We start from the raw sequence: 24890 nt of genomic DNA, 5'->3' as shown, positions 1-24890 counted from the left end.
AGCATCGGTCGCGTCTTCCACTCGTCATACACACGTCATCCATGTCGGGATCAATGGCGCAGCCAACCACTTGAAGGCCGCCTGTACGCGGCCGCCTGGACGCACCATGACCACTTCCACACACCCTGTTCATGTTCTCTTCCTCTGCAACAGCAATGCGGCACGCAGCCTGATTGCGGAGGCGCTGCTCAACCACCTCGGCAAGGGCCGCTTCGCCGCGTATTCCGCCGGCCACGAGCCCACGCCAGACGGCCAGCCCGATCCGCGCACCATCGAAGCGCTGAAGGGTGCCGGCCTGCCCACCGACGGGTTGCGCAGCAAGAATTGGGACGAGTACGGCCTGGCCTCGGCGCCGCACATGGACCTGGTCGTCACGCTGTGCGACGAGGCCGCGGGCGAAACCTGCCCGGTCTGGCCCGGGCAACCCGCCGCCGCGCACTGGTCGCATCCAGACCCCCGAGCGGACGACGCCGGCGGCGCCGAGGCTTTCGTGAAGACGATGCACGCGATTCGCAGACACGTGGAACTGCTGGTCAACCTGCCCGACGAGCGCATCGACCGCCTGGTGATCGAGTCCGAGGCTCGGCATATCGGCACCACCACCGGGGAGCAAGCCTCCCCTACCCCGTAGATCAGCCCGGAAGCCGGGTGTCGGCGAAGCGGCGGATCGGCTGCACGAAGCTGATGTCCGCGCCGTCGAGCACATCGCGTCCCTGGAGGCTTTCAAACCTGAGGCCAGTCTCGGCCTCGATGAACGACAGCGGGCGCTGCGAGGTGCCGAAGTCTTCCAGGTCACGCGCCACCCCTGAATCGAGGTAGATGCCCTGGCTCATCAGGTAGGCAATGGCGCTCAGCTCACCGGTCGCCTCGCTGATGAATGCGACGACCTTCCAGAAGTCGCGCGGGATCTGGATGCCGAATCTCTCGGCATCGTCCGGCCGGAGAATGGGCCCCGTGAAGACGCTGATGCGCTTGTCGTCGCCCTTGGCGTTGGCGAGGATGTAGTCCTCCAGGTCGCCCCACAGTCCGTCATTGAAAGGTTGCCACTGCGGGCACGCATTGGTTGCAAAGAAGGTGTCGATGTTGGCGCGCTGCGCGGTGGCCAGCGAGCCCCAGTTCGGGTCCTGCCGGCGCGTCATGTGGCCACGGGAAAACTTCTTGTCCTGCTCGGGGCCATAGGCTTCCCGCAGCATCTGGTATTCCTTCTTGATGCGGCCGTCGTAGTTCCAGGTGTCGTGGCGCGGAACGTTCTTGGACTTCGACCCATCGACGTTGCAGGCGGAATAGAGCGGCACGCGGCGGGAAATGCACTGCACCGTGCTGAAGTGCTGGTACTTGAGCTCGAAGGAGCCGTCTTCGAGCGTGGCGATGTCGTCCATCGATATGGCGTCGCTCATCGAAGGCAGTTCCACGCGGTTGCCGTCTCCGAAAAAGTCCGGCGCGTAGCCTTCCCGGCCCCTGAAGAATTCCGGTGGCTTGGGCGTTGCGGCAACGCGCTGAATTCCGGCCCAGGAGTTGCTCACGACCTGGACGTCTGTATCGGACATGGGACTTCCTCTCCAAAAACCAGCGGCCAACAGCGGCCGTGGCGCCTTGCGACTATTTGCCGAGCTTGGCGCGTGCGTTTTTCAGATTGAAGACAGGCTTGCGGATTTCCGCGAACGTCGATTGGGTCACCACCCATTCGGGGTTCTGCTCGAGCGCCGCGAGTTGCGTGTCGTCGACCTGGGCCTCTACCAGGGTGCCAGTCTTCGGCGTCAAGACGACGCCCGGCACGCAGCGCCGCAGCCGCGCCTCGGCCGACAACTTCTGGTCGGGACTGCCTGTGTAGGTCAATACCACGCTTGTCACTTCAGAACTCCAAACCCTTCGTACTCGGCCGACCAGCCCACCTTTCGGGCTGCCTGCGACAGCATCTTGACGATGGCGTCGGCCTTTTCAGGACCTCTGGGCATGTTAAGCAGGTTCGGATTCCCTGACAACAGACGGGCCGCCATGCCCGATGTGAACGGCGTGGCCATCGAAGTGCCGGACATCATTGCGTATCGCCCGCCCGGAAACGTCGACAAAACGGCAACGCCGGGGCCGATGAAATCCGTCGAAAGGCCGTAGTTCGAAAACTCGGCAACAAACTCTTTCTTGCGGCGGATTTCGCTCTCCTGAAAGCTCTCCGGGCAGTCCGCCGGAAATGTTCCGTCGCGGCCAAGCGCGCCGACTGCCAGCGTGTGGCTGTACCGGGCGGGATAGCGCAGCAGCGACTGACCGTCGTTGCCGGTGGCCGCGAACACGGCAATGCCGGCATTGCGCGCTTTTTCAAGAATGTCGGGCATCTCCGGCATCGGCTCGAGACTGCCCATGCTGATGTTGACGATGTCGCAGCCGTCGGCAATCGCACGTTCGAGCGCGCTGGCAATGTCGCTGGATCTGGCACGCCCGCGTTCACCGGTCTTGGGACACACGCGATACGCGAGCAGGCGGCAAGCCGGCGCCACGCCGTAGATTCCGCTGCCCCCAGCCATCTTGCCCGCGATGATTCCCGCGACGTGCGTGCCGTGTCCGATGCCGTTGTCGAGAAAATCCGCCGGGTCTTCGCCGGTAACGAAGCAGCCGCCACCCGCCACGGCGATGTCGGCGTGCGGCCCGACGCCGCTGTCGATCACGCCGACGGTGACGCCCGCTCCCGCCTGGGGGCGTAAGGCGCGTAATTCGAGAGCAGTTGGTAAGCGTCAGGCACCAGCGGCGTGGTCTGGACATCCAGGCGCTTCGGTGCGGCAACACGGTCGAACCCCTTCACGAAGACCGACCAGTGCGTGTGTTCCGGCTCGACCAGAATCAACTCGACACGAGGGTAGAGCACCGGAATTCCCAGGCTCGCGATTCCCTGCGCGTCGGTGACCGCGGGCACGTGCGCGCCGTCCCAATCGACGAGCGCCTTGACCCGAACGCCCACCACGGCGTTTCCCTTGGGATCGGCAAGGCGCAGCTCGAACCTCTTGACCTTGGCTCCCGCGGTCACCTGGATTGCGGAGGCTTCCAGCTCGTCGCCCAGCGGGCGGATGTATTGGAGATAGGCCCATGCAGCAGGCGCAATCCGCAGGCCCGGCGTATTCCGGCGCATCGCCAGCAACGCGGATGAATTGGCCTTCATCACCGACACGCCGTCCAGTTGCTTGACCAGATTCATCCGCGGCGCGCCGCGGCCTTGCACTCCTTGCCCAAGCGCCTCTTCTGCATTGCCCAGGTTGATGGCTCCAAGGGCCGCCAGCTCCGTGCCACCGGGCGCGGCGCTCTTCGACGGCCACACGATGACGTCGTCAGAAAACTTGGGCTCGGCCGCAATGCGGCGCAGACGCAACTCCTGCAGCAGCCGCTCCAACTTCTTGCTGTCGGACTTCGACATGTCGCCCTTCGCGTGCTGATAGGCGCGCTCCGCTCGATGCGCAGGGGCGGCTTGTTTCTGCGGTTTTTGTCGCTTGCTCGCTGCAGCCATGCGTTCTCTCCTGTTGCCTGCTTGTCGCACGAGGGGGTTTCACGCGGATGACGAACCGCGCTCCAGCACACCGCGCACACGCCGACCCACATGCTCCAGCCCGCCGAAGACCGCCACCAGCACCAAGGCCAGCAGCAGCCCGGCCGGAATGTCGGCGGGAAAATGAACACCGACGTGGATGCGTGCCCAACCGGTGAGTATGCCGGCCACAAATACCACCGCACCGGCGCGCCGCAACGCAGGCCGGCGCAAGCACAGCAGCGCAACGGTGAACATGACCGTCGCGTGCGCGCTCGGCAGCGAACCGCGCGCGCCGTGCTCGATGTACGCCGGGCTCAGGCCCACCATGAATGGACGCGGCAGGTTCAGCTCTGCCGCAATGGCGTGGGCCAGCATCGAAGCAAGTGCCGCGCAGCCCAGCACCGCCAGCAGGTAGCCGCGCTCCCGGCGATGCAGCCAGGCCGTCCAGCCCAGCAAGCCGGCGCACAGCCAGGGCCCGCCAACGGCGATGGCACCCGCAGCGGACACCAGCCAGGCGCAGGGTGCGTGTCCCGCAGCAATCCACAGGAACAGAAGAAGATTCAGTTCTTCCATTCGCCCTCCCCGCCCCCTGATTGGCGCCGGCGTGCGACGCCATGGCAGCACTCTGCTCGGTGCACGGCTTGCGCAGAAAAAGGCGGTAGCTCCCGGCGTCGCCTACGACTTGCAGGTATGGCCAGACGGCCTGGGGCAACTGCGCCAGCGCAGCACGCGGCATTGCGACAAACAGCGGCTCGTGCGGCCGTTCATGCGCGAGCCGCAGCGGGTCGGCGATGTGCAGCGCCTGCCCTGCCGAATAGAACGCAGCAGAAAACATGCGCTCCTGCACAAATGCCAACCGCGCCTCCGGCTGCAGCTGCGCACGATACAGCTGCACCACCGCCTCGGCCGATTTGGCTTCAGCCCGGCCGCCCGCGGTAAGGTCCAGCAGCCTTCCCACGAACAGTGCCGTTGCGAGAAGAGTCCCGGCGAGCAGCGCCCGGCGCGCAAAGCCGTCGTCGCGGTGGCCCAGCCAGAGCGCCGCCGCAAGCGCGAGCGGCGGCAGGCCTGGAAGTACATAGGTCCAGAGAATGTTGCCGGCCGCCGTGAAGACCACGCACGGAGCAAGACCGCAGATCAGCAGGTAGCGCATGAACGATGGCTGCGCTTGCGTATCGCTCGCACCGTCCACCTGCAAACTTGTGCTCTTGCGCTGGCGCGCACGCCAGGCCGCAAGCGGCACCACGATGCTCCACGGAAAAATGGCTCCTGCCAGGAAGAGCCAGATGGTGCCGCGCGGAAACGCATGCGCCGAGCCGTAGCGGTCGCCCTGCCAGCCCGCGACCACGAACCGGTTCCAGTGCTCTCCGATGAAGAAGTAGTCCAGGAAACCAGGAGTGCGTGCCTCGGCAAATGCATACCAGGGCGCAGCCACGGCAACGAGCAGCGCACCACTTCGCAGCCACGGCATTGCCCGCCACACGCTGCGCGCCTGCCGCGTCCACAAGCACCACACGCCGACAGGCAGCAGGATCAGCACGCATCCCACCGGGCCCTTTGCCAGCAGCGTGATCCAGAGTCCGGCGAAGAACAGCCATGTCTCGCGCCGGCGATGTTCGGCCGGCCCTTGCAGCGCCAGCCAGAAACCGCGCATCGACAACGCCGTGCCCAGGCACAGCGCCATGTCGGTGGTTACGGCGCCGGAGACCATCCAGAAAAGGACGGTGGTCGCGAGCACAGGCAGCACGTAGGCGGGCCGCCTCATGCCGGCCCGCCGCGCCCAGTCGAACGTGAGCACGACGATCGCTGCAGCCATCAGGAAGTGAGGCAGGCGAGCGGCGAATTCGTTGACTCCGAAGATCCGCATGCTTGCCGCGGTCAGCCAGAAAGCCAGCGGCGGCTTGCCCCAGAACGGCTCGCTATCGGTGAACCACGGCGTGATCCAGTCGCCGCGCTCCGCCATCTTTCTCGCGATTTCGCCGTAGCGCCCCTCGGTGGTGTCCATCAGTGGATAGCCCGCCAGTGAAGCCAGGCGCAGCACGATGAGAAAGACCAGCACGCAGGTGGTCGCAGTGCCCAGCGTCTGCCGGGTATCGGTAAGAACGCGCGGCATCAGCGGCCCGCGCTTGCGTTCGATGGCACGGTCGCCGGTTCATACACGTCGATCAGGTAGACCGGGCGGCCCTTTGTCTCCGTGAAGATGCGCGCCACGTATTCGCCGAGCATGCCCATGCACAGCAGCTGCAGCCCGCCGAGAAAGAGCATCGTCACGATCAGCGTCGGAAAGCCCTGCACCGCATCGCCAAGAATCAGCGCCTTGAAAAAGAAGAACATCGCATAGGCAAAGGCGCTGCCCGCGCTGGCCATTCCCAGCAGCGTGGCCACTTTCAGCGGAGCGGCCGAGAACGCCGTGATGCCGTCGAAGGCCAACCCGACGAGCTTGAGAAAAGGCCACTTGGTCTCGCCGGCCGCGCGGGCAGCGCGCTCGTAGTCGATGGTGGCCTGCGGATAGCCGATCCAGGCGAACAGCCCCTTCATGAATCGCCCGCGCTCAGGCAGCTGGTTCAGTGCATCGACTGCCCGGCGGCTGAACAGGCGAAAGTCACCCACGTGCCGCGCGATCGGCACGTCGCTCACTCGCTCGATGAAGTGATAGAACGCGCTGGCGGTGGTTCGCTTCCACCAGGACTCGCCGAGCCGCTCTCGCCGCCTCATGTTCACCACGTCGGCCCCGCCACGCCATGCCGCAAGCATCGCGGGGATGAGCTCTGGAGGGTCTTGCAAGTCGGCATCGATGACCACCACGGCCTCGCCGCTTGCAAGTTGCAGCCCGGCGCTCATGGCTGCTTCCTTGCCAAAATTTCGGGTCAGGCGCGCATACGAGATTCCCGGATGGCTGCGCTGCAGGCGCTGCAGCAGATGAGCGGTCTGGTCGGTACTCCCGTCGTCGATATAGACGACTTCGTATCTCACGCCAAGGCCAGCCAGCACGGCGTTCAGGCGACGCTGGAACTCGACGAGCACCGCCTCTTCGTTGAAAACCGGCACCACCACGCTGAGCGCCACGTTGGACGCCGAGCCCGATGCTGGCCGTGCGGGCTGGCTTGGTGCCATGTCCGGCAGCAATCCGCCTGCAGTGCGGTCGGCGCGGAACCGCTCAGCAATGCGCGCGCGATGAAGGGGACGTGGACCGACAGAGTGAAGCATGACATCGCACCAGGACAAACAGGATGTCTGAATCCTCCGCCTGGAAGACTTTCCGGCGACTTACCGGCCCTGCGTTGTCACCTGGGTCGTCGCGATCTCCTCCTGCGCGTCCGAACGAGCCAGCAGAAATCTCATGCCCGGTTCGGCCCTTTGAGCGGAGAGCTTCCATCCGTGCGCCTGCGCGATCTCCTGGCATATGGCCAAGCCCAGGCCGGCGCCATGGTCGCGGCGATGCGGCCCGCGCCAGAAGCGCGTGAATATCTTCGAGAGCTGTTCCGGATCTGCGCCCGGCCCCCAGTCCCGAACCGCCACTGCCTCGGCGCCCACCTCCACCATCACCTTGGTGCCTCGCGGTGCATGCTGGATGGCGTTCTCCATGAGGTTCTTCAGCACCGTGAAGAGTGCCCCTCTGTCGGCGGTCCAGTGAACTGCCTGGCTGTCCTGATTGTTGAAATGTGCTGAAAGATGCACGCCTGCCGCCTGCGCCATGCGCTCCAGGTAGGCAACGCCCTGCCCTGCAACCTCCCGCACATCGACTTGCGCGAAGCTGTAGTTCTGAAGCTCGCTGGCCTCGGCAAGATGAAGCAGTTGCTGCACCTGGCGCGCCATGTGCTCGACGTCCATGAGCAGTGAGTCGCGGCCGGCGCCTGCTTCACTCAGTTCGATTTGCGCGCGAATCAACGCGAGCGGCGTCTTCAGCTCATGCGCCGCAGTCGCAAGAAACTCCTGCTGAATGCGAAACCCGTGCTCCAGCCGTTCGAGCACGCGATTGAAGCTTTCGACCAGCGGCACAACCTCCGACGGCACTCCGGCCACCTGGAGCCGGGCATGAATCGACCTCGGTGCAATGGCGGCAGCGGAAGCAGCCACGTTTCGCAGGGGCTTGAGCGTGCAACGCAGCGCCAGGTAAGCGCATGCGCCAAAAACCACCAGCAGGACCAGACTGAAGACGCCGATCCCCGCCACCATGAACGGCAGCGCGAAATGCCGGTGCATGAGATCTGCGAGCCGTGCACTCGCAGCAAACTGCAAGAGCCACTTCTGGCCCGCGTGCTCCACAGGCACGGCGGCACCGTGGATCGGCTCCCCGTTGTGTTCGAACTTGAAGTACCCACGGCCGGCCTGCCGGGCAGCGCCTGCCCAGAATGCATCGCCCCCAACCGAAGACATCACGGCATTGCCTGATGCGTCCAGGACGCGGTACGCCACCTCTTGCCTCAGGCTGTCGTACATCCAGTCCGCACTGCTTTCTTTCGCATCGAACCCGACGGGTGTTCCCGAGCTGTCGAACTGCAGCGCGCCCGCCAATTCTTCCGCGCGCCCCACCAGGTCGGCAACGAACAGGAGGTCGCTGCGCACTGTCAACACCGTGATGAGGATCGAGGCGATCAGCACGATGCTCAGCACCACGCCGACCACGAATGCGAGCAGTATCTTGAAGCTGAGGCTATTCAGCCACGCCGACTGGACGAAGCGCATAGCCGAGGCCTCTTACGTTGACAACCCGCTGCCGCGAGCCAATGGCGAGTAACTTTCGGCGAAGCCGGTGAAGGGCCACGTCAAGTGCATTCGGCGTCACCGCGCCGCCCAATCCCCATGCAGCCAGTTCGAGCGCAGCGCGGCGCACCGTGTCGCCGCCTCCCTGCACCAGCAACAGCAGGATCTGCATTTCCGACGGTGCCAATGACACGCGCCCCTCACCGCAGCAAACGCTTCCCTCGGCCGGTTTCAGCTGCAAGTCGCCATGCGCGGGCTCGAGCGGCCGGCATTGCACCGGGCGGCGCAGCAGCGCCCGCACGCGCGCCACCATTTCGTCCATGGCAAAGGGCTTGGCAAGGTAGTCGTCGGCCCCGGACTCGAGCCCTTCCACGCGGTCGTGCAAGGCATCGCGGGCCGTCAAAACAAGGCACGGCACGCCCACCCCTCGCGCGCGCAGGCGCTGCAGCAAGGCGAGCCCGTCTCCGTCGGGCAGCCCCCGGTCGAGCACCAGCGCACCGTACGGCACCTCCTGGATGGCCGCCCACGCAGCATCGCCGCGGTGGACAACATCGGCCGCAATACCGGCGGCTTCCAGCCCGCTGCACGTGAGCCGGGCCAGCCGCTCGTGGTCCTCGACCAGGAGAACGCGATTCATCGCATGCGATATGGAAGCGGTTCGACAGGCTCAATTGCCATTCATGCGCTGGAAGAGTTTTTCGCCGTGCTGGCGCGTGCCCACCGAAAGCCCGACCAGCACTTCGTCGTGCCCCTCTTCGAGGAGTGCCAACGCTTCGGTTGCAAAGGCGTCGGGGCTCATCATTCCGGCGTTCTTCGTGCCGTCGCTTCGGGTATTGCCGCCCAGTCCGGTGTCGACGATGGGGGGCACCATTTCCACCATCTTGATTGCGGTGTGTCGGAGTTGATGCCTGAGCGTGAGAGTGAATGAGTGCAACGCGGCCTTGGCAGCGCAGTACACGGGCACATCAGCCATCGGTGCAAAGGCCAGACCTGACGTGACGTTGACGATCACAGCCTGCTTCTGCCGGCGCAGCAGCGGCAGGATCTCGCCGACAAGTTGCACCGGTGCAGTGAAGTTGACCGCAACCTCTTGCTCCAGATCGTCCAGCGCATGATCGCCGGTAAAGCTGCGGCGATATTGAACGCCGGCATTGTTGAAGACAACGCTGAGGTCCGGGTGCTCGGCGGCAATCCAGTCGATCAGCGCCCTTCGGCTTTCCGCGTCGGTCACGTCGCAGATTCGCGTGACAAGCGCCGGCTCGATCGCTTGCGCGCGCGCCAGCGACTCGGCCCCGCGGCCACAGACGATGACGCGGTTTCCCCGCTGAAGAAGCTGCTGCGCGAGCGCAAATCCGATACCGCTGGCGCCCCCGGTCACAAGGATGGTGCTGTTGCTCAATGTCATCGTCTGGGCCTTTGAGACTGAGGTCAGTCTGGTACGATCAAATGATGCCAATATGACACCATATTGTCAATAAAGCCTTATAGCGACAAATGACAAAGACCAAGCGAACTGCTGCCGGCGAAGCGATGAGCAGCTTGATGCTCGAACTGTTCAGGCTGAACAGCCGCCTGCTGACCGCAGGCGATCGGCTGGTGGCGCCGCTCGGGCTGACGAGCGCCCGCTGGCAGATTCTTGGCACCATCTTCAAGGGCGAACACCCGCAGCCCGTGGCGTGGCTTGCCCGCACGCTGGGTGCCAACCGGCAAAACGTGCAGCGGATCGTCAACGACCTGGAGAAGGAAAAACTCGTCGCGTTCGAAACCAACCCTCACCACCGGCGGGCGCAGCTCGTGGTGCTGACCGACAGGGGCCGGCAGGTCTACACAGCCGCCATGACCTTGCAAGCCCCGTGGATCGACAGCCTCTCGGACGGGGTTGCGGTGAACGACATCAAGACCATGCAGAGAGTCATGGCCTCGATTCGGCAGAAGCTGGAGCAGGACATGGAGGACGAAGAGCAAGGCTGACCGGCTCCGGCCGCGGTTCTGTCAACCTGCCGGCTTGCTCGCCAGTTGGCGCCCCAGCGCGTCGCGCATGCGCCGGGCGCTGTCGGCATCCACGCGGTCGGCCAGCACGCTGCCCAGTTGCCGCAGCTGCTGCGCCGAGAGGCCCACGTTCATGCTGATGCGGATGTGCGACTGCAGCTGCGACTCGACACCCGCAAGCGCGGACAGCATGCTGACCGTGGCCACTTCGCGGCTTTGCCAGTCGAGGTTGTCGCGTTCGAAAATGTCGCCGAACAGATGGGACCGCAGGTACTCGTTGGCTACCGGCGCAAAGTCGAACAACGGCCCCTGGACCGGCGCACCCGACAGCCTGGTCTGATTGGCGGTTCCCGCCGCCATCAAGGCGTCGCCTTTCGGAATGGGGCGGTTCGGCCCACGGCCCTCGGCATCTTTCACGCCGCGCTGCTTGCGCGCGTCGACGACCTTCATCAGCTCCGTCAGCGCATTCAGGCTGCGCGGGAAGCCGGCATACGCGTAGAGCTGCACCAGCACCTCCTTGGCTTCGCTCACGGTCAAGCCGGCATCCAGCCCCTGGTTCAAGGCCGCGTTCAGCCTGGCAATGTCGCCCGCGGCGGCAAAGGCCGCGATCGGCACGATGGCCTGCTGCGTGGCCGACAGGGCCTGGGACTGGGGGTGCTGGTCATGCCGGCTGGCTCCTGCTGGTTCTGGGATGCATGGATGGCCGGGGCCGCGAGAACCAGGGCCAGGGCCGCCACGGCGACGGTGCGATGTCTAGCGCGCGCCATATTGCTCTTCGCTGACTTTCTCCATCCATTCGACGTTCTTGCCGTTCACCGTGCCGGTCACGGCCAGGTGGCTCATCGCGGAGCCCGGCGCCGCGCCGTGCCAGTGCTTGACGCCCGGCGGGCACCAGACCGTGTCGCCCGCGCGGATCTCCTGCACGGGCTTGCCCCACTCCTGGGTCAGCCCCACACCCGACATCACCAGCAATCGCTGCCCAGCGGGATGGGTATGCCAGGCCGAGCGCGCGCCCGGCTCGAAAGTCACCACGCCGCCCGAGGCATTGATGTGCGCATTGGCAAGCCACACGGGATCGACCCGGACGCGGCCGGTGAAGTATTCAGCCGGGCCCGCGGACGAAGTCTGGCTGCCCGCGCGCGTGACCTGCTGGGCGGCGTCGGGCTGCGCTTCAGCGGCGCCGGCCTGAAGCGATACGGCGCAGAGCGCGCAATACAAGGATGTTTTCATGCGGAAGACCTTTCACTGGCTCCAAGCGTAGGCGGGCTCGCCCACCCTGACTAGCCGCCCTCGTCCGCATGCACTTATCGACCGGGCGCATGAATCGCGAGCCGTTTTCCTACCCGAAGCGACCTAGACTCGAGGGCATGACGACCGCCCTCTTCCACGGGCCACGCGGCCCGGCCGTACTGCCGCAGCTGTCGATGGCGGCTTGAGGCAGCCATGCCGCGCGACGACTTCAATGACCTGCTCGCATTCCTCGCGGTGGCGCGCGAGCGCAGCTTCACGCGCGCGGCGGCCACGCTCGCCATGTCGCCATCGTCACTGAGCCACAAGATGCGCGCACTCGAAAGCCGCATGGGCGTGCGCCTGCTGACCCGCACCACCCGCAGCGTGGTGCCGACCGAAGCGGGCGAGCGGTTGATGGCGACGGTGGCGCCGCAGTTCGATGCAATCGAAACCGAGCTGGAGGCATTGGCCGAGTTCCGCGACAAGCCGGCCGGCACGGTGCGCATCACTGCGATCGACACCGTGGCGGACCTGTTCATCTGGCCGCGCCTCGCATCGCTGCTGCACAAGTACCCGGACATCAAGGTCGAGATCGACACCAGCTACCGCATGGTCGACATCGTCGAGGAGCGCTACGACATCGGCGTGCGCACCGGTGAAGCCATTGCACGCGACATGGTGTCGGTGCGCATGACGCCGGACTTTCGGCGCCTGATCGTCGGTGCACCGTCCTACTTCGAGCGCCACCCGGTGCCGCAAACGCCGCAGGACCTGCTTGCGCACAACTGCATCACGCTGCGGCTGGCAACGCGCGGCGGCCTCTTTGCCTGGCCGCTGGAACGCAACGGACAGGCCGAACGCGTGCAGGTGCAGGGGCAGCTCACCTTCAACGGCAGCTACCAGATCCTGCAGGCGGCACTGGACGGCTGCGGACTCGCTTTCACGCCAGAGTATCTGGCGCGGCCGCACGTGGAGGCCGGCCGCCTGCGCTGCGTGATGGAGGAGTGGTTTCCAACCTCGCCCGGCTTCTTCATGTACTACCCCAGCCGCCGCCAGAAAACGCAGGCGGTTTCCATGGTGATCGACGCGCTGCGTTTGCCCGATGGGCCTCAGCCGCGGTAGCGCAGCGCGTCGATCACCAGCGTCAACGCACGCGTCGACTGGCGCCGGTTCGGGTAATAGGCATGCAGGCCCGGGAATACCGGGCACCAGTCCTCCAGCACGGCCCGCAAGCGCCCCACCTGCAGATGAGGCCAGGCCAGGTCTTGCGGCAAGAAAGCCAGGCCGCAGCCGCTCAACGCGGCGTTCAGCATCTGGTAGGCGCTGTTGAAGGTCGCCTGCCCACCCACGCGAGCCTGCAACTCGCGGTCGCCGCTCTTGAGCTCCCATGCATACAGGCCGCCGCCCGCCAGGCGCAGCGCGATGCAGTTGTGCGCAAGCAATTCCTGCGGTGTGGCCGGCACACCGCGTTCCGCCAGGTAGCCCGGCGCGCCGGCGATCACCATCTGCTGGTCGGGCGCAAGGCGCACCGCAATCATGTCCTTGGCCACCTGGTCGCCCCAGCGCACGCCGATGTCGAAACGCTCGGCCGCAATGTCGACCATGCGGTAGTCCGAGCTGATCTCGATCTTGAGATCAGGGTATTCGGCAACCAGCGGCCTCAGGCGGGGCCACAGCACCGTGTCCACCACGTAGTCGATGGCCGTGATGCGGATGCTGCCGGCCATCTTGGTGCCGAGCTCGCTGACCGCGGCGACTTCGGCTTCGATTTCCTGCAGCCGTGGGGCCACCGTTTCCAGCAGCCGCTCGCCGGCCTCGGTGGGCGCCACGCTGCGCGTCGTGCGCGTCAGCAGGCGCACCCCAAGGCGGGTTTCCAGCGCACGGATGGTGTGGCTCAGTGAAGATTGCGACACGCCAAGCTTGGAGGCCGCACGCGTGAAGCTGCGCTCGCGCGCCACCGCCATGAAGGCCAGCAGGTCACTGATCGAGTCACGCTTCATTTCGTGCCCCCGGCACCGCCCTTCTGCCGCAGGTCTTCGATGTCCCGCCGCGGCGGGGCACCGAACAGGCGGCCGTATTCACGGCTGAACTGCGACGGGCTTTCATACCCGACCTGGAACGCCGCACTCGAGGCATCGATGCAATCCGCCAGCATCAGCCTGCGTGCTTCGTTGAGGCGCAGCCATTTCTGAAACTGAAGCGGACTCATGGCCGTCAAGGCGCGGAAATGATGGTGGAACCGAGATGGGCTCATTTGCACGTGGGCGGCAAGCTCCTCGATACGCAGCGGTTGGGCGAAATTGAGCTTCAGCCATTCGATGGCGCGCGCGATGCGCTGGTTCTGGCTGCCCGCGGACGCCATCTGCCACAACCATGCGCCCTGCTCGCCCGTGAGCAGGCGATAGAAAATTTCCTTTCGCACCAGCGGCGCAATCACCGCAAGCGCGGCCGGCTCGTCCAGCAGCTTGACCAAACGCAGGAAGAGCTCGAGAAGCGCCTCGGTCGTATCGCCCAATACGAGGCTCGGTGCCAAGCCTGGGGCCGTGGACGAGTGCCCGGGCAACGCGGGCGGCTCGGCCTGCATGAGCAGCAACTCCGCGATACCGCGTGCATCCAGTTCCAGCACCAGGCTCAGGTATGGCCGATCGGGATGCGCCTCGACAGCCTGCAGCACCACGGGCAGGTTGAGCGCGGCAATGAGGTGGCGGCCGCTGTGATAGCTGTAGCTCCGGCCTCCCAGCAGCGCGCGCTTGGCGCCCTGCACCGTCAGCGCAATGCTCGGCCCGACCATGCAGTTCATGGGCGGGGTCGGCGCATCGTGCCTGTAGAACGCAAGCCCGGGAATGGCCGTGTCGAATTGCTCGGCACCGTCTGTCCAGCGCGCAATGCGTTGAGCCAGCGCCGCGCGCAAGGCTTCGAACGTATCCGCCGATACACCGGGCAATTCCTGCTTCACCTCTTCACTCCGCGGCTGAAAAGCTCCATGGTAGGGCGTGACTGTATGGTGGCTGCCCATTGCTTGCAGCAACAGTCGGATCAGGCAAGAACTCGGTCGGATTTGTCTATGGCCGTGGTCCTGTCTGCTCAAAGAATTGCAGCATGCTGTTCTCCACGATTCACATGCCACGTCGCCTCTGGAAGCTGGCGCTTGTCGGCACATCGCTGCTGACGCTGGCGCTGTGCCGGCCTGCGCTCGCCCAACCGCCCAGCCCCACGCCCTTCGTGCGATTTGCCGAACTCGACATCGACAATGCCAGGCTCGAAGAGTTTCGCAAGGCCGCCCTTGAAAACGGCGAAGCCACTTTGCGCCTGGAGCCGGGGGTCCTCGCCTTCCATGCCGTGGCTGAAAAAGGCAATCCGGGCCGGGTGCGGGTGTTCGAGATGTATGTCGACGCACAGGCCTACCAGGCCCACGTGCAGACGTCGCACTTCCAGAAGTTTCGGGCGCAGACAGACACGATGATGCTGCGGCGCGAACTGCACGAAGCCGTGCCCGTGCGCCTGGGCGCCAAGAAGAGCTTGCCCTCCCGGCCTCCTCATGTGCGGGTTGCAGAGCTGACGATCGATCCGGCCCAGCTCCAGGCCTACAAGGACGCGGTGTCGGAAGAAATCGACACATCGATCCGCGTCGAACCCGGCGTGCTGGGCATCTACTCCTTCGCGCTGAAAGAGCAGCCGGCACAACTGCGCTTTGTCGAGATCTATGCCGATGAAGCGGCCTACCGGCAGCACATCGACTCGCCGCATTTCAAGAAGTATGTGGAGGCCACCAAGTCGATGATCACCTCGCGCACGCTGTTGGAAGCGGAGCCGGTGTTCCTCGGCCTGCCGCCGGCAGCCAAGGCACCCGCGTACTACGTCTCCGAATTCGAACTCACCGACCCCGAAGGCATCAAGCCCTACAGCGCACAAGTGGAGGCAACCTTCAGGCCCTTCGGCGGCTACTACTTCGTGCGGGGCGGAAAGGTGAGCGCGCTCGAAGGCGAGCCTGCGAAGCGCATCGTCATGATCGCCTTTCCCAGCCTGGAGCGGGCACAGGCCTGGTACGACTCGCCGCAGTATCGGGAGATCCGTCCCATCCGCTCCAGGTCGGCGAAGTCGCGCGTGTACATCGTCGAGGGCGCGCCGCCTTGACCGGTGCGCAGCGCCTCGCCCTACTCCACCGCCACCTTCCCTTCTTTCACGAGCCTCGCGAACTTCGCCGTCTCGTCGCGGATGCGCGCTGCCATGTCGGCGGAGCTGTCGCCTATCGGGTCGGCGCCGATCGCACGCATTCTTTCTGCGAAGTCCGGCGACTTGATGATCTTCACCATCTCGGCATTCAGCTTCACGACGATGTCCTTCGGCGTTCCAACTGGTGCCAGCACGCCGAACCAAGTGCCGATGTCGAAGCCCTTCAGCCCCGCCTCTTCGAGCGTCGGCACATCGGGCAGCACGGCGGAACGCTTGGCGGTGGTCACGGCCAGGGCGCGCAGCTTGCCGCCCTTGATGTGCTGAAGCACGGGCGTGATGGTGTCGAAGGACATGTCCACCTGTCCGCCCAGCAGGTCGGTGGTGAGCGGGCCGCTGCCCTTGTAGGGCACGTGCAGCAGCTTGACGCCGGTGCTGGCCTGGAACTGCGTGCCGATGAGGTGCTGCGCGGTGCCGTTGCCATTCGAGCCGTAGGCCAGTTCCTTGGACGATGACTTGCCGGCGGCAACCAGCTCAGCCATCGACTTTGCGGTCGTGAGCGACGCATTGACCACCAGCACATTGGGCACCATCGCCACCGTGGTGATGGGCGCCAGGTCTTTCTGGAAGTCGTAGGGCAGCTTCTTGTACACGCTGGTGGCAATGGTGTGGTGCACCGCACCCATCAGCAATGTGTAGCCGTCGGGCCTGGCCTTGGCGACGTAGTCTGCACCTAGCGTGGCACCGGCGCCCGGCTTGCTTTCCACGATCACAGGTTGCCCCAGGCTCTTGGAGAGCGCATCGGCGAGCGCGCGGGCCAGCACGTCGGTGGTGCCGCCGGACGGAAAAGGCACGACCAGGCTGATCGGCTTGGCCGGCCACGGCTCCTGCGCAGCGGCCCAGGGCGCGGCGGAGAGTGCCACGGCTGCCAGCACAGTTCCCGCGACGGCGCGGCGCCCCATGGCGAATGGTTGCTTCTTCATGTCTTTGTCTCCAGGCTGACGGCGTGCGCCGTTCTTCTTGCGGTTGGCGGCGGAAATGCGGCGGTCTCTATGCGAGCCGTGCGCACACGGCCTGCGTGACCTGCGCGGTGGTGGCGGTGCCGCCCAGATCGCGGGTATGAAGCGACGAGTCGGCCGTCACGGCTTCGACCGCCTGCATGACGCGCCTTGCGGCCTCGGCCTCGCCCAGGTGCTCGAGCATCATCACGACCGACCAGAAGGTGCCGACCGGATTGGCCAGGCCCTTGCCCATGATGTCGAAGGCAGAGCCGTGGATCGGCTCGAACATCGAGGGGTAGCGGCGCTCGGGGTCGATGTTGCCGGTCGGCGCAATGCCCAGGCTGCCCGCGAGCGCGGCGGCCAGGTCGCTGAGGATGTCGGCATGCAGGTTGGTGGCAACGATGGTGTCGAGCGAGGCCGGCCGGTTGATCATTCGCGCGGTCGATGCGTCGACCAGCTCCTTGTCCCAGGCGACGTCCGGAAACTCCCTGGAGACCTGCAGCGCAATCTCGTCCCACATCACCATGGCATGACGCTGGGCGTTGCTCTTGGTGATGACCGTGAGGAGCTTGCGGGGCCGCGACTGCGCCAGCCCGAAGGCGAAGCGCATGATGCGTTCGACGCCCGCGCGGGTCATCATCGAGACATCGGTAGCGGCTTCGATGGGGTGCCCCTGGTGCACGCGGCCACCGACGCCGGCGTATTCGCCTTCGGAGTTTTCGCGCACGATCACCCAGTTTAGGTCGTCAGGCCCGCAGCGCTTCAGGGGGCCGTCGATGCCGGGCAGGATGCGCGTCGGGCGCACGTTGGCGTACTGGTCGAAGCCCTGGCAGATCTTCAGGCGCAGGCCCCAAAGCGTGATGTGGTCGGGAATGTGCGGGTCGCCCGCCGAGCCGAACAAGATGGCGTCCTTGCCGCGCAGCGCATCGAGCCCGTCGTTCGGCATCATCACGCCGTGCTCGCGGTAGTAGTCGCCGCCCCAGCCGAAATTCTCGAACTCGAAATTGAAGCTTCCGCCGGCCGAGGCCAGCGCCTGGAGCACCTGCTGGCCTGCGGGAATCACTTCCTTGCCGATGCCGTCTCCGGGAATGGTTGCAATCTTGTACGTCTTCATCTGGGCCGTCGTCCTTTGAGTGGTTCGGCCGATTCTGTGGTTTGCACCCGATGGCGTCGCACGGGTAAAGTGAATCCATCATTAACCGCAAGTCAACAATCAATCGACCATGAGCCACGGCATCCAGCCCTCCGAATTGGGCTTTTTCGTGCAGATTGCTACCGGCGGCAGCTTGAGCGCCGCGGCGCGCAACCTGGGGGTGTCCACGCCGGCGGTGAGCAAGCGGCTTTCGCAAATGGAGCAACGGCTTCGCATGCCGCTCGTGAACCGCACCACGCGGCGCATGAGCCTGACGCCCGAGGGCGAGGTGTTCCTGGAGCATGCGCGCCGCATCCTCGGCGAGCTCGACGACCTCGACCAGCTCCTGGCCAAGGGCAGAGGGTCGCCGAAGGGCCTGCTGCGGGTGAACGCGACCCTGGGATTCGGCCGCATGCATGTGGCACCGGTGATCTCGCGCTACAGCCGGCTGTGTCCCGACGTGGAGGTGCAATTGCAGCTGTCCGCCGACCCGCCGCCATTGACGGATGATGCCTTCGACGTCTGCGTGCGCTTCGGCGAGCCGCCGGACGCGAGAGTGATCGCCAAGCGCCTGGCGCCGAACCGGCGGCTGCTGTGCGCCTCGCCCAAGTACCTGGCCCAGCGCGGAATGCCGGTGGTTCCGAGCGACCTGGCGCGCCATGACTGCATCGGAATTCGCCAGGGCAACGACGCCTATGGGGTGTGGCGCCTTTCCAGCGGAAAAGGCCGCCGCGAACAGACCGAGACCATCAAGGTCCGCGGCGCGCTGACCACCAACGACGGGGAGATTGCGGTGCGCTGGGCGCTGGACGGCCATGGCATCGTCATGCGGGCCGAATGGGACATCGAGCGGTATCTCGCGGGCGGCCGCCTCGTGCAGGTGCTGCCGCAGTACCGCACGCCCGGCGCGGACATCTACGCCGTGTACGCGCAACGGCATCAGCTTTCTTCGCGCATACGCGTGTTCGTGGATTGCCTGTCCGACGCCTTCGCGCGCCTGGGGAACAAAAGCGACCCTGGCTCGGCAGGCATCGCCTGAAGACTTACATCGCTTCGCGCAGGCGGCTGTCGCGGCACACTGCGGGTGCCTGCAATCGTTGCCACATGGACACCACAGACCGTCGGCCGCCCTTCCCCTCCTGGTGGCGCATTGGCGCGCTCGCCTACTCCACGGTGGGCGTGGTGTGCGTGGTGTCGTCCGCCGCCTTTCCCGCAAACGAACTGGCCATGCTGGCGGCCATTGCGGGGGCGCTGCCATGGTCGCTGGCCCTGCTGACGCTCGATCTCGAACCGGGCGTTGCGCAGACGGCGCTGCTCCTGCTCGCGGGTGGCTGGGCCGTCAATGCGGCGCTGCTCTGGTGGCTGGCGCTCAGGCGCTCGGGGCGGCCGGGGCGCTCGGAGCACCGGGCGCCGTCACGGGCCGACTGAGCGACACTCTTTTTCAGCCGCTGCGCGCAGTACCGCAAGCGGCTTTTCGATGCGATCATTTCGCCTGCCTCGTGCCTGGCGCGCGCACCCTGAACTCTGCATACGAAGGTTTCCCATGCTCCCTGATACGCAAGTCAACACGCCGCTGATCGGCCTGGCCGGCGGCCGGCAATCGCTCGATACACCCGCGCTCCTGCTCGACCTGGGCGCTCTCATGCGCAACATCGAGCGCATGGCCGCCTTTGCCAAGGCGCGCGGCGTGGGCCTGCGCCCGCACGTGAAGACGCACAAGTCGGTGGAGATTGCGCGGCGCCAGGTGGCCGCGGGCGCCATCGGCGTGAGTTGCGTCACGCTGGGCGAGGCGGAGGTCATGGTCAAGGCGGGCATTCCGGATGTGCTGATCACCTCGCCCGCCGTGACGCCGAGCAAGATTGCGCGGGTGGTCAAGCTTGCCAGGCTCGCGGGCCCCGGCGGAATGATGGTGGTGGTGGACGACCCGCGCAATGCCGCGGACCTTGCCGCCGCCACGCTCGGGCTGCCGCACCCGCTCGAGGTGCTGGTCGACTACGGCGCGGGCTACAACCGCACCGGCGCCGCAACCGAAGCGCAGGTGCTCGACCTGGCGCGCCGGATCGCGGACGAGCCGCGCCTCAAGCTGCGCGGCTTGCAGGCCTACGCCGGCAACCTGCAGCACATTGTTGACCGAGAAGAGCGCAGCGCCGCGGCTGCCGGCCTGCGAGAAACCGTTGCAAGGATCGTCGCGCAGGCCAGGCAGGAGGGCATTCATTTCGAGATCGTGACGGGCGCCGGCACGGGCACGCACGACCTCGACGCGCAGCGCGACGCATTCACCGAGTTGCAGGCGGGCTCCTATGTCTTCATGGACGCGGAATACACCGAGGTGCTTGGCGCCCCAGGGCAGCCCTCGCCTTTCGAGGTGTCCCTGTTCGTGCAGACGGCGGTGGTGAGCGCCAATGCGGCGGATTGGGTCACGGTCGATGGCGGCACCAAGTGCTTTGCCACCGACGCCGGCGTGCCGCTGGTGGCGCGCGGCGCCGACCCGGCGAGCCGCTACGCGTTCTTTGGCGACGAGCACGGCAAACTGCTGTTCGCCGCGGCGCGGCCAGCGTTGGGGGAGCGTGTCGAGTTCGTCACCCCGCATTGCGACCCGACGGTCAACCTGCACGACGCCTACCACGTGGTCGATGGCGACACCCTGGTGGCCATCTGGCCGGTGGATGCGCGCGGCAGGCACTAGGGTTGGCGCTGCGGCTCCGGGCTGAGGCAATGGCGAAGCATCGCCGAGCGGGCGGTCAAACCCTCGGCAGCGCCGCCAGATAGGTAGACACCACGATCGCCGCCGCGCGGTCCAGCTGCAGGATGTCCGCAACGTCGAACGCGCGCGCAGCAGCGCTTCCGCTCATTTCGGGCGGTACGCGGATCTCGACAAGAACTTCGGCCGCGAGCTCGCGGTCGCTCCGGGGCTTGCCGTCGGGGTGCATTACCCACTCGTCTATTTGCTCGAACGGAATGCTTCGGAAGACGCCGACGACAGGGATGTACTTGTAGCGATCCTCGCCCACCAGGATGGGCACACTGAGATTGCAGAAAAACGTGGTCGACATGCAGGATCGCCGTCGCAGTCAAAAGGATTAATTGTTAAGGAATGTGACTGAATCAGCCACCCTTCCGAACCCTTAATCCCAACCAAGACGTGACCTTAGTCACACAAAGGTCATGTTTGTCCTCGCGGCGACCAGTCCTCGGGAAGAACGCTTAATTCTTACAGTCAAGACCCAGCCGCAACCGAAATTGGCCGCTTTTAGCGGCCAAAGGCGAAAAACACAGGGGTTTTCTGCCGCGGCGATGCAGTCAGGCGGCTGCGTTGAATCGGGGCGGCCGCCGCTCCATGTTGGCTTTGACCGCCTCGGTCTGGTTTGCGCTGCCGATCAGCGCGCGCTGCTCCACCGACTCGGCAACCAGCAGATCGGCCGCGCTTTGAGACAGCGCGGCGTTGAGCAGGCGCTTGCCTGCCCGGATGGCGTCGGGGCTCTTGCCCGCGATGTCGCGCGCCATCTGAAGGGCTTCGGCCAACGGTTCGGCGGCCAGCCGGGTGGCAAAGCCAAGCCGCAGCGCCTCCTCGCCCGAGAAGATGCGCCCGGTGAAGGTGAGCTCGCGCACCACGTCGCTCCGGGCGAGTTCACGCATCAGCACCATGCCGCCCATGTCGGGCACCAGGCCCCACTTGATCTCCATCACCGAAAGCTTGGTATCCGGCGCCACGATGCGGATGTCGGCGCCCAGTGCCACCTGCAGGCCGCCGCCAAAAGCCACGCCATGCACGGCCGCGATGACCGGCACCGGCACTTCGCGCCAGACCATCGCCACGTATTGGGCCGCGTTCGAAATGCCGTGGGTCCGGGTGGCCAGGTCGGTGCCGCCGGCCGCGGCGCCCAGCACGGCACTCGCGGCGCCCTGCCCCATGCGCTCGAACGAAGCCATGTCGAGCCCGGCGCAAAACGCCTTGCCCTGGCCCGAGATCACCACGGCGCGCACCGCGGCATCACGGCGCAAGGATTCGCCGGCCTCGATCAGCGCGTCGAACATCGCGGGGTCGAGCGCGTTCATCTTGTCGGTGCGCGCAAGCTGCAGTTCCACCACGCCGTCGGGGTGGCGGGTCCATTCGATTCGGTCGGCCATGTCTTGTCTCCTTCGGTTTTCTTCGCGCCAGTATCGCCCGGTGCGGGCGCTCGGCGATGATGGCGCCTGTCGCCCCCAACACCTGCTTCGACCCATGCCCCTGGATCGCCGGATCTTTCTGCAATCGGGCGCCGCCGCCGTGGTGGCGCTGCTCCACCGAAGCGGTGCCCACGCATCCCCAGCCCCAACGAGCCGGCCATGCTCGGCTTCACCGCCGTGCCCGCTTCGCTGCGCGACGCGGTCGTGGTGCCGCCGGAATACGAATGGCAGCTGCTCTATCCGTGGGGCACGCCCACCGGAGTGAAGGGCCAGCCGATGCCGGCCTTTGCGCCCGATGGCTCCCACAGCGCGGCCGACCAGGCACTGCAGGCGGGCATGCACCACGACGGGATGCACTTCTTTGCGCTTGCAGCGCCGGACCGTGCACTGCTCGTGATGAACCACGAATACACCGACGAGCAATTGCTCCACGCGGACGGCATCAAGGAATGGACCGCCGAGAAGGTGCGCAAGTCGCTGCATGCCATGGGTGTGTCGGTCATCGAAATCCGGCGCACGCGCGATGGCTGGCGGCAGGTGCGCCCGTCGCCCTATGCCCGCCGCGTGCACGGCAACACGCCCATGCGCATTGCGGGCCCCGCAGCGGGTACGCCGCTGATGCGCACACAGGCCAACCCCGCCGGTGACGAGGTGTTCGGCACCTTCGCCAACTGCGCGATGGGTGTGACGCCATGGGGCACCTACCTGACCTGCGAAGAAAACTTTCATGGCTACTTCGGCGGCCCCAAGGAAGCGGCCAAGGACCTCACACCCGCGCAGCGCCGCTACGGCACGGTGCCGGGCTCGCACTGGGTGGACTACTGGCGCTTCGACGAACGCTTCGACATGAGCCGGCATCCGAACGAGGCCCACCGCTTCGGCTGGGTGGTCGAAATCGATCCCTTCGATCCCGCGGCCAAGCCCGTCAAGCGCACGGCGCTCGGCCGCAAGCGCCAGGAAAGCGCCACCTGCACACTCGCCAAGGACCGGCGCCTTGTGGTCTACATGGGCGACGATGCGAGGTTCGAATACATCTACAAGTTCGTGAGCCACGGAAAGGTTTTGCCCAGCGGCGGCAGTGCCGCCAACAGCCGTCTGCTCGACGAAGGCACGCTCTACGTCGCCCGGTTCGACGCCGACGGCCGCGGCCGATGGCTCGAACTCGTCCACGGGCGCAACGGCCTCGATGCGGCGGGCGGCTTTGCCGACCAGGCCGAGGTGCTGATCCACGCCCGGCTGGCAGGCGACGTGGTGGGCGGCACCCGCATGGACCGCCCGGAATGGATTGCGGTGCACCCGCAAACCGGCGAGGTGTACGCCACGCTCACCAACAACAGCCAGCGCGGCGAGCCCGGCAAGCCCGCGCCGGACGCAGCCAATCCGCGCGCCGGCAACCTCTTCGGCGGCATCTTGCGGTGGCGCGAGGACGGCGGCGATGCGGGCAGCGAAAGCTTCGACTGGGACCACTTCGCGCTCGCCGGCGACCCGGCACAAACGGAGAGCGGCGCGCGCTATCCCTCCGGCCAGGCGGACATCTTCGGCAGCCCCGACGGCTTGCACTTCGACAGCGGCGGCCTGCTCTGGATCCAGACCGACATGAGCGGCCAGCTCATCGGCAAGCCGCCTTATGCCTCGCTCGGCAACAACCAGATGCTGTGCGCCGATCCGGCGACGGGCCACATCAAGCGCTTCTTGACCGCCCCGAACGGCAGCGAGGTGACGGGTTGCGTGGTAACGCCCGACCGGCGCACGCTGTTCGTCAACATCCAGCACCCGGGCGAATCGCGCGACGACGGCAGCGGAACGCCGACCAGCGCCTGGCCCGACGGCACCGAGCCAGGCAGCGCACGCCCACGCTCGGCCACGCTGGCCATTCGCCGGTGCGACGGCGGTATCGTCGGCACCTGAAGCCGTCCAAAAAAAAGGAAGGAGACCCTGCATGAGCATTCGCATCGTTCGCCTCGGCACACCGCGCGCCCACGGCGAAGGCCTGCGCATCGGCACCGTGCGCCGTCCGCCGCGCGGCGTTCCCAAGACCGAGTTCGCCTCGCAAGATTGGTACGACGTGTGGTACCCGAACCTTGCACCTTCGGCCGAGACCATGAAGCTCGGCCAGGAGGCGGAAACGCCCGCGCAATGGAACGCCTTCATGCGCAAGTACAAGGCCGAGATGGCCGAGGCCGACGCGAGCCGCAGCCTCGACCTGCTGGCGGCGCTCTCGCACAGCACGGCGCTTTCGGTGGGCTGCTATTGCGAAGACGAGTCGCGCTGCCATCGCTCGCTGCTGCGCGCCCTGCTGGCCGAGCGCGGGGCGGACTTCGCGAACTGATTCAGACCTGTGGAAGAGCCACGAACGCCGGCAGCTTTTCCACATCGGCCGCAAAGGCTGCGAGCGAGGGGTAATCGGCCGGCGCAATCACGTCCGGGAGCACCAGCTGGGTGAAGCTCCATGCCACGGCGCTTGTCAGCGCGGCCTGCCCGATGGTGCCTTCGGCGCTGGGCGCAGGCAGCTTCCGCAGCTCGGCCTGGAGCCCTGCGTAAGCCGCACCAAGCTGGCCTCGTACCCTGTCGACCCATGGCGCGTGCTGCTTTTCCGGTGGGCGCAGCTTGCGCTCATAGACGATCTGAACCGACTTCTCGCACGCCGCCAGCGCAAGCCGAGCACCTTCAGCGCATGCTGCCGTTGCGCGAGTCCGGAAGGCATGAGGCTGCGGCCGGTGAGCGTTTCGGCGTAGTCGATGATCAACGTGGAATCCATCAGCAGCGTGCCGTCGTCGCACACCAAGGTCGGTGCCTTGACCACGGGATTGATCTCCCGAAACTGCTCGAAGGTGCTGAAGACCGAAATCGACCGGTGTTGGAACGAAAGCCCGAGCAGCCGCAGCGAGACAGCCACGCGGCGGACATAGGGCGAATCGAGCATGCCGATGAGTTGCATCTGCTTTTATTCCTGGTTGATATGGCGCAACGATACCGCGCGATCGGCTGC

The 24890-nt window shown here is 66.0% G+C and carries 25 protein-coding genes and 3 pseudogenes; 9 read left to right on the top strand and 19 right to left on the bottom strand.

The window, feature by feature from the left end; genetic code table 11:
- The first annotated feature begins 106 nt into the window (after positions 1–106).
- Positions 107–631 carry an arsenate reductase ArsC gene (locus M0765_RS22020; protein ID WP_258505915.1) on the top strand — a complete coding sequence of 175 codons (525 nt, stop codon included), beginning with the start codon at positions 107–109 and terminating at the stop codon, positions 629–631.
- Between the two features lies 1 nt (position 632).
- Here the strand turns inward: M0765_RS22020 and M0765_RS22015 are convergent, their stop codons facing one another.
- The 10 genes and pseudogenes from M0765_RS22015 to M0765_RS21975 all read right to left on the bottom strand — a co-directional run bounded on the left by M0765_RS22015 (position 633) and on the right by M0765_RS21975 (position 9617).
- On the bottom strand, positions 633–1547 hold the full coding sequence (locus M0765_RS22015; protein ID WP_258505914.1) for a DNA/RNA non-specific endonuclease: 915 nt from the start codon (positions 1545–1547) through the stop codon (positions 633–635).
- Between the two features lie 52 nt (positions 1548–1599).
- Positions 1600–1842, bottom strand: coding sequence for a hypothetical protein (locus tag M0765_RS22010; protein ID WP_148110632.1), 243 nt, complete (start codon positions 1840–1842; stop codon positions 1600–1602).
- A 5-nt stretch (positions 1843–1847) separates the two neighbouring features.
- Complete coding sequence (locus M0765_RS22005; protein ID WP_258505913.1) at positions 1848–2660, bottom strand: S8 family serine peptidase; 813 nt, start codon at positions 2658–2660, stop codon at positions 1848–1850.
- Positions 2657–3400, bottom strand: coding sequence for a hypothetical protein (locus tag M0765_RS22000; protein ID WP_258505910.1), 744 nt, complete (start codon positions 3398–3400; stop codon positions 2657–2659). Before M0765_RS22000 ends, M0765_RS22005 begins: the two co-directional genes overlap by 4 nt.
- 129 nt (positions 3401–3529) lie before the next feature.
- Complete coding sequence (locus tag M0765_RS29535; protein WP_446751609.1) at positions 3530–3886, bottom strand: phosphatase PAP2 family protein; 357 nt, start codon at positions 3884–3886, stop codon at positions 3530–3532.
- A gap of 1009 nt (positions 3887–4895) precedes the next feature.
- Positions 4896–5513: pseudogene (locus M0765_RS29530) on the bottom strand (ArnT family glycosyltransferase); the annotation flags it as partial.
- A gap of 107 nt (positions 5514–5620) precedes the next feature.
- Positions 5621–6622, bottom strand: coding sequence for a glycosyltransferase family 2 protein (locus M0765_RS21990; protein ID WP_258505908.1), 1002 nt, complete (start codon positions 6620–6622; stop codon positions 5621–5623).
- A 153-nt stretch (positions 6623–6775) separates the two neighbouring features.
- Positions 6776–8194, bottom strand: coding sequence for a sensor histidine kinase (locus M0765_RS21985; RefSeq protein ID WP_258505907.1), 1419 nt, complete (start codon positions 8192–8194; stop codon positions 6776–6778).
- The gene (locus M0765_RS21980; protein WP_258505906.1) at positions 8163–8849 is read right to left on the bottom strand and encodes a response regulator transcription factor; all 687 of its coding nucleotides are present in this window, start codon (positions 8847–8849) and stop codon (positions 8163–8165) included. The genes M0765_RS21985 and M0765_RS21980 overlap by 32 nt, the downstream gene beginning before the upstream one ends.
- A gap of 30 nt (positions 8850–8879) precedes the next feature.
- Positions 8880–9617, bottom strand: a complete 738-nt coding sequence (locus tag M0765_RS21975; protein ID WP_258505905.1) for an SDR family oxidoreductase — start codon at positions 9615–9617, stop codon at positions 8880–8882.
- Between the two features lie 125 nt (positions 9618–9742).
- On the opposite strand from M0765_RS21975, the gene M0765_RS21970 reads away from it, so the two are divergent.
- Entirely contained in the window at positions 9743–10183 is a 441-nt protein-coding gene (locus tag M0765_RS21970) for a MarR family winged helix-turn-helix transcriptional regulator (protein WP_258505904.1), read from the top strand.
- Between the two features lie 21 nt (positions 10184–10204).
- On the opposite strand, the gene M0765_RS21965 is transcribed toward M0765_RS21970, so the two are convergent.
- Positions 10205–10894, bottom strand: coding sequence for a carboxymuconolactone decarboxylase family protein (locus M0765_RS21965; RefSeq protein ID WP_446751608.1), 690 nt, complete (start codon positions 10892–10894; stop codon positions 10205–10207).
- A 60-nt stretch (positions 10895–10954) separates the two neighbouring features.
- The gene (locus tag M0765_RS21960; RefSeq protein WP_258505902.1) at positions 10955–11431 is read right to left on the bottom strand and encodes a (R)-mandelonitrile lyase; all 477 of its coding nucleotides are present in this window, start codon (positions 11429–11431) and stop codon (positions 10955–10957) included.
- A gap of 213 nt (positions 11432–11644) precedes the next feature.
- Between M0765_RS21960 and M0765_RS21955 the strand changes: the two genes are divergently transcribed.
- Positions 11645–12553, top strand: coding sequence for a LysR family transcriptional regulator (locus M0765_RS21955; RefSeq protein ID WP_258505901.1), 909 nt, complete (start codon positions 11645–11647; stop codon positions 12551–12553).
- Here M0765_RS21955 and M0765_RS21950 read toward each other — a convergent pair.
- Both M0765_RS21950 and M0765_RS21945 read right to left on the bottom strand, forming a co-directional pair.
- Entirely contained in the window at positions 12541–13431 is an 891-nt protein-coding gene (locus M0765_RS21950) for a LysR family transcriptional regulator (protein WP_258505900.1), read from the bottom strand. The genes M0765_RS21955 and M0765_RS21950 overlap by 13 nt on opposite strands.
- The gene (locus M0765_RS21945; RefSeq protein ID WP_258505898.1) at positions 13428–14387 is read right to left on the bottom strand and encodes an AraC family transcriptional regulator; all 960 of its coding nucleotides are present in this window, start codon (positions 14385–14387) and stop codon (positions 13428–13430) included. The genes M0765_RS21950 and M0765_RS21945 overlap by 4 nt, the downstream gene beginning before the upstream one ends.
- Before the next feature lie 143 nt (positions 14388–14530).
- Between M0765_RS21945 and M0765_RS21940 the strand changes: the two genes are divergently transcribed.
- Entirely contained in the window at positions 14531–15565 is a 1035-nt protein-coding gene (locus tag M0765_RS21940) for an antibiotic biosynthesis monooxygenase (RefSeq protein WP_258505897.1), read from the top strand.
- A 20-nt stretch (positions 15566–15585) separates the two neighbouring features.
- Here M0765_RS21940 and M0765_RS21935 read toward each other — a convergent pair whose 3' ends face one another.
- Entirely contained in the window at positions 15586–16584 is a 999-nt protein-coding gene (locus M0765_RS21935) for a tripartite tricarboxylate transporter substrate binding protein (RefSeq protein ID WP_258505896.1), read from the bottom strand.
- Positions 16585–16651: 67 nt separating this feature from the next.
- A complete protein-coding gene (locus M0765_RS21930; protein ID WP_258505895.1) occupies positions 16652–17716 on the bottom strand; it encodes a tartrate dehydrogenase in 1065 nt (354 codons plus the stop codon).
- 109 nt (positions 17717–17825) lie between these two features.
- Here M0765_RS21930 and M0765_RS21925 point away from each other — a divergent pair, with 109 nt between their 5' ends.
- From M0765_RS21925 to M0765_RS21915, 3 genes are all read left to right on the top strand, one after another.
- Complete coding sequence (locus M0765_RS21925) at positions 17826–18773, top strand: LysR family transcriptional regulator (RefSeq protein WP_258505894.1); 948 nt, start codon at positions 17826–17828, stop codon at positions 18771–18773.
- A gap of 65 nt (positions 18774–18838) precedes the next feature.
- Positions 18839–19162 carry a hypothetical protein gene (locus tag M0765_RS21920; protein ID WP_258505893.1) on the top strand — a complete coding sequence of 108 codons (324 nt, stop codon included), beginning with the start codon at positions 18839–18841 and terminating at the stop codon, positions 19160–19162.
- 115 nt (positions 19163–19277) lie between these two features.
- Positions 19278–20420, top strand: coding sequence for a DSD1 family PLP-dependent enzyme (locus M0765_RS21915; protein WP_258505892.1), 1143 nt, complete (start codon positions 19278–19280; stop codon positions 20418–20420).
- Between the two features lie 55 nt (positions 20421–20475).
- Here M0765_RS21915 and M0765_RS21910 read toward each other — a convergent pair whose 3' ends face one another.
- Together M0765_RS21910 and M0765_RS21905 are read right to left on the bottom strand one after the other, a co-directional pair.
- Positions 20476–20787, bottom strand: coding sequence for a hypothetical protein (locus M0765_RS21910; RefSeq protein WP_126747326.1), 312 nt, complete (start codon positions 20785–20787; stop codon positions 20476–20478).
- A gap of 247 nt (positions 20788–21034) precedes the next feature.
- On the bottom strand, positions 21035–21862 hold the full coding sequence (locus M0765_RS21905) for a crotonase/enoyl-CoA hydratase family protein (protein WP_258505891.1): 828 nt from the start codon (positions 21860–21862) through the stop codon (positions 21035–21037).
- A gap of 94 nt (positions 21863–21956) precedes the next feature.
- On the opposite strand from M0765_RS21905, the pseudogene M0765_RS21900 reads away from it, so the two are divergent.
- Positions 21957–23809 (top strand): annotated as a pseudogene (locus tag M0765_RS21900) (PhoX family protein).
- A 31-nt stretch (positions 23810–23840) separates the two neighbouring features.
- Positions 23841–24230 carry a DUF488 domain-containing protein gene (locus M0765_RS21895; protein WP_258505889.1) on the top strand — a complete coding sequence of 130 codons (390 nt, stop codon included), beginning with the start codon at positions 23841–23843 and terminating at the stop codon, positions 24228–24230.
- Position 24231: 1 nt separating this feature from the next.
- Here the strand turns inward: M0765_RS21895 and M0765_RS21890 are convergent.
- Positions 24232–24839, bottom strand: a pseudogene (locus M0765_RS21890) (glutathione S-transferase).
- Positions 24840–24890: the final 51 nt, after the last annotated feature.

The organism is Variovorax sp. S12S4 (assembly GCF_023195515.1).
Lineage (GTDB): Bacteria > Pseudomonadota > Gammaproteobacteria > Burkholderiales > Burkholderiaceae_C > Variovorax.
This window is presented reverse-complemented; position numbering and strand designations above follow the sequence as displayed.

Excerpts from the sequence above, each read along its gene's own strand:
- M0765_RS21955 (WP_258505901.1), top strand. The coding sequence starts at position 11,645 with ATGCCGCGCGACGACTTCAATGACCTGCTCGCATTCCTCGCGGTGGCG.
- M0765_RS21950 (WP_258505900.1), bottom strand. The coding sequence starts at position 13,431 with ATGAAGCGTGACTCGATCAGTGACCTGCTGGCCTTCATGGCGGTGGCG.
- M0765_RS22015 (WP_258505914.1), bottom strand. The coding sequence starts at position 1,547 with ATGTCCGATACAGACGTCCAGGTCGTGAGCAACTCCTGGGCCGGAATT.
- M0765_RS21990 (WP_258505908.1), bottom strand. The coding sequence starts at position 6,622 with ATGGCACCAAGCCAGCCCGCACGGCCAGCATCGGGCTCGGCGTCCAAC.
- M0765_RS21985 (WP_258505907.1), bottom strand. The coding sequence starts at position 8,194 with ATGCGCTTCGTCCAGTCGGCGTGGCTGAATAGCCTCAGCTTCAAGATA.
- M0765_RS21935 (WP_258505896.1), bottom strand. The coding sequence starts at position 16,584 with ATGAAGAAGCAACCATTCGCCATGGGGCGCCGCGCCGTCGCGGGAACT.
- M0765_RS29535 (WP_446751609.1), bottom strand. The coding sequence starts at position 3,886 with ATGCTGGCCCACGCCATTGCGGCAGAGCTGAACCTGCCGCGTCCATTC.
- M0765_RS21905 (WP_258505891.1), bottom strand. The coding sequence starts at position 21,862 with ATGGCCGACCGAATCGAATGGACCCGCCACCCCGACGGCGTGGTGGAA.
- M0765_RS22020 (WP_258505915.1), top strand. The coding sequence starts at position 107 with ATGACCACTTCCACACACCCTGTTCATGTTCTCTTCCTCTGCAACAGC.
- M0765_RS21895 (WP_258505889.1), top strand. The coding sequence starts at position 23,841 with ATGAGCATTCGCATCGTTCGCCTCGGCACACCGCGCGCCCACGGCGAA.
- M0765_RS21980 (WP_258505906.1), bottom strand. The coding sequence starts at position 8,849 with ATGAATCGCGTTCTCCTGGTCGAGGACCACGAGCGGCTGGCCCGGCTC.
- M0765_RS21960 (WP_258505902.1), bottom strand. The coding sequence starts at position 11,431 with ATGAAAACATCCTTGTATTGCGCGCTCTGCGCCGTATCGCTTCAGGCC.
- M0765_RS21940 (WP_258505897.1), top strand. The coding sequence starts at position 14,531 with ATGCTGTTCTCCACGATTCACATGCCACGTCGCCTCTGGAAGCTGGCG.
- M0765_RS21930 (WP_258505895.1), bottom strand. The coding sequence starts at position 17,716 with ATGAAGACGTACAAGATTGCAACCATTCCCGGAGACGGCATCGGCAAG.
- M0765_RS22000 (WP_258505910.1), bottom strand. The coding sequence starts at position 3,400 with ATGTCGAAGTCCGACAGCAAGAAGTTGGAGCGGCTGCTGCAGGAGTTG.
- M0765_RS21975 (WP_258505905.1), bottom strand. The coding sequence starts at position 9,617 with ATGACATTGAGCAACAGCACCATCCTTGTGACCGGGGGCGCCAGCGGT.
- M0765_RS21925 (WP_258505894.1), top strand. The coding sequence starts at position 17,826 with ATGAGCCACGGCATCCAGCCCTCCGAATTGGGCTTTTTCGTGCAGATT.
- M0765_RS21915 (WP_258505892.1), top strand. The coding sequence starts at position 19,278 with ATGCTCCCTGATACGCAAGTCAACACGCCGCTGATCGGCCTGGCCGGC.
- M0765_RS21920 (WP_258505893.1), top strand. The coding sequence starts at position 18,839 with ATGGACACCACAGACCGTCGGCCGCCCTTCCCCTCCTGGTGGCGCATT.
- M0765_RS21910 (WP_126747326.1), bottom strand. The coding sequence starts at position 20,787 with ATGTCGACCACGTTTTTCTGCAATCTCAGTGTGCCCATCCTGGTGGGC.
- M0765_RS21970 (WP_258505904.1), top strand. The coding sequence starts at position 9,743 with ATGAGCAGCTTGATGCTCGAACTGTTCAGGCTGAACAGCCGCCTGCTG.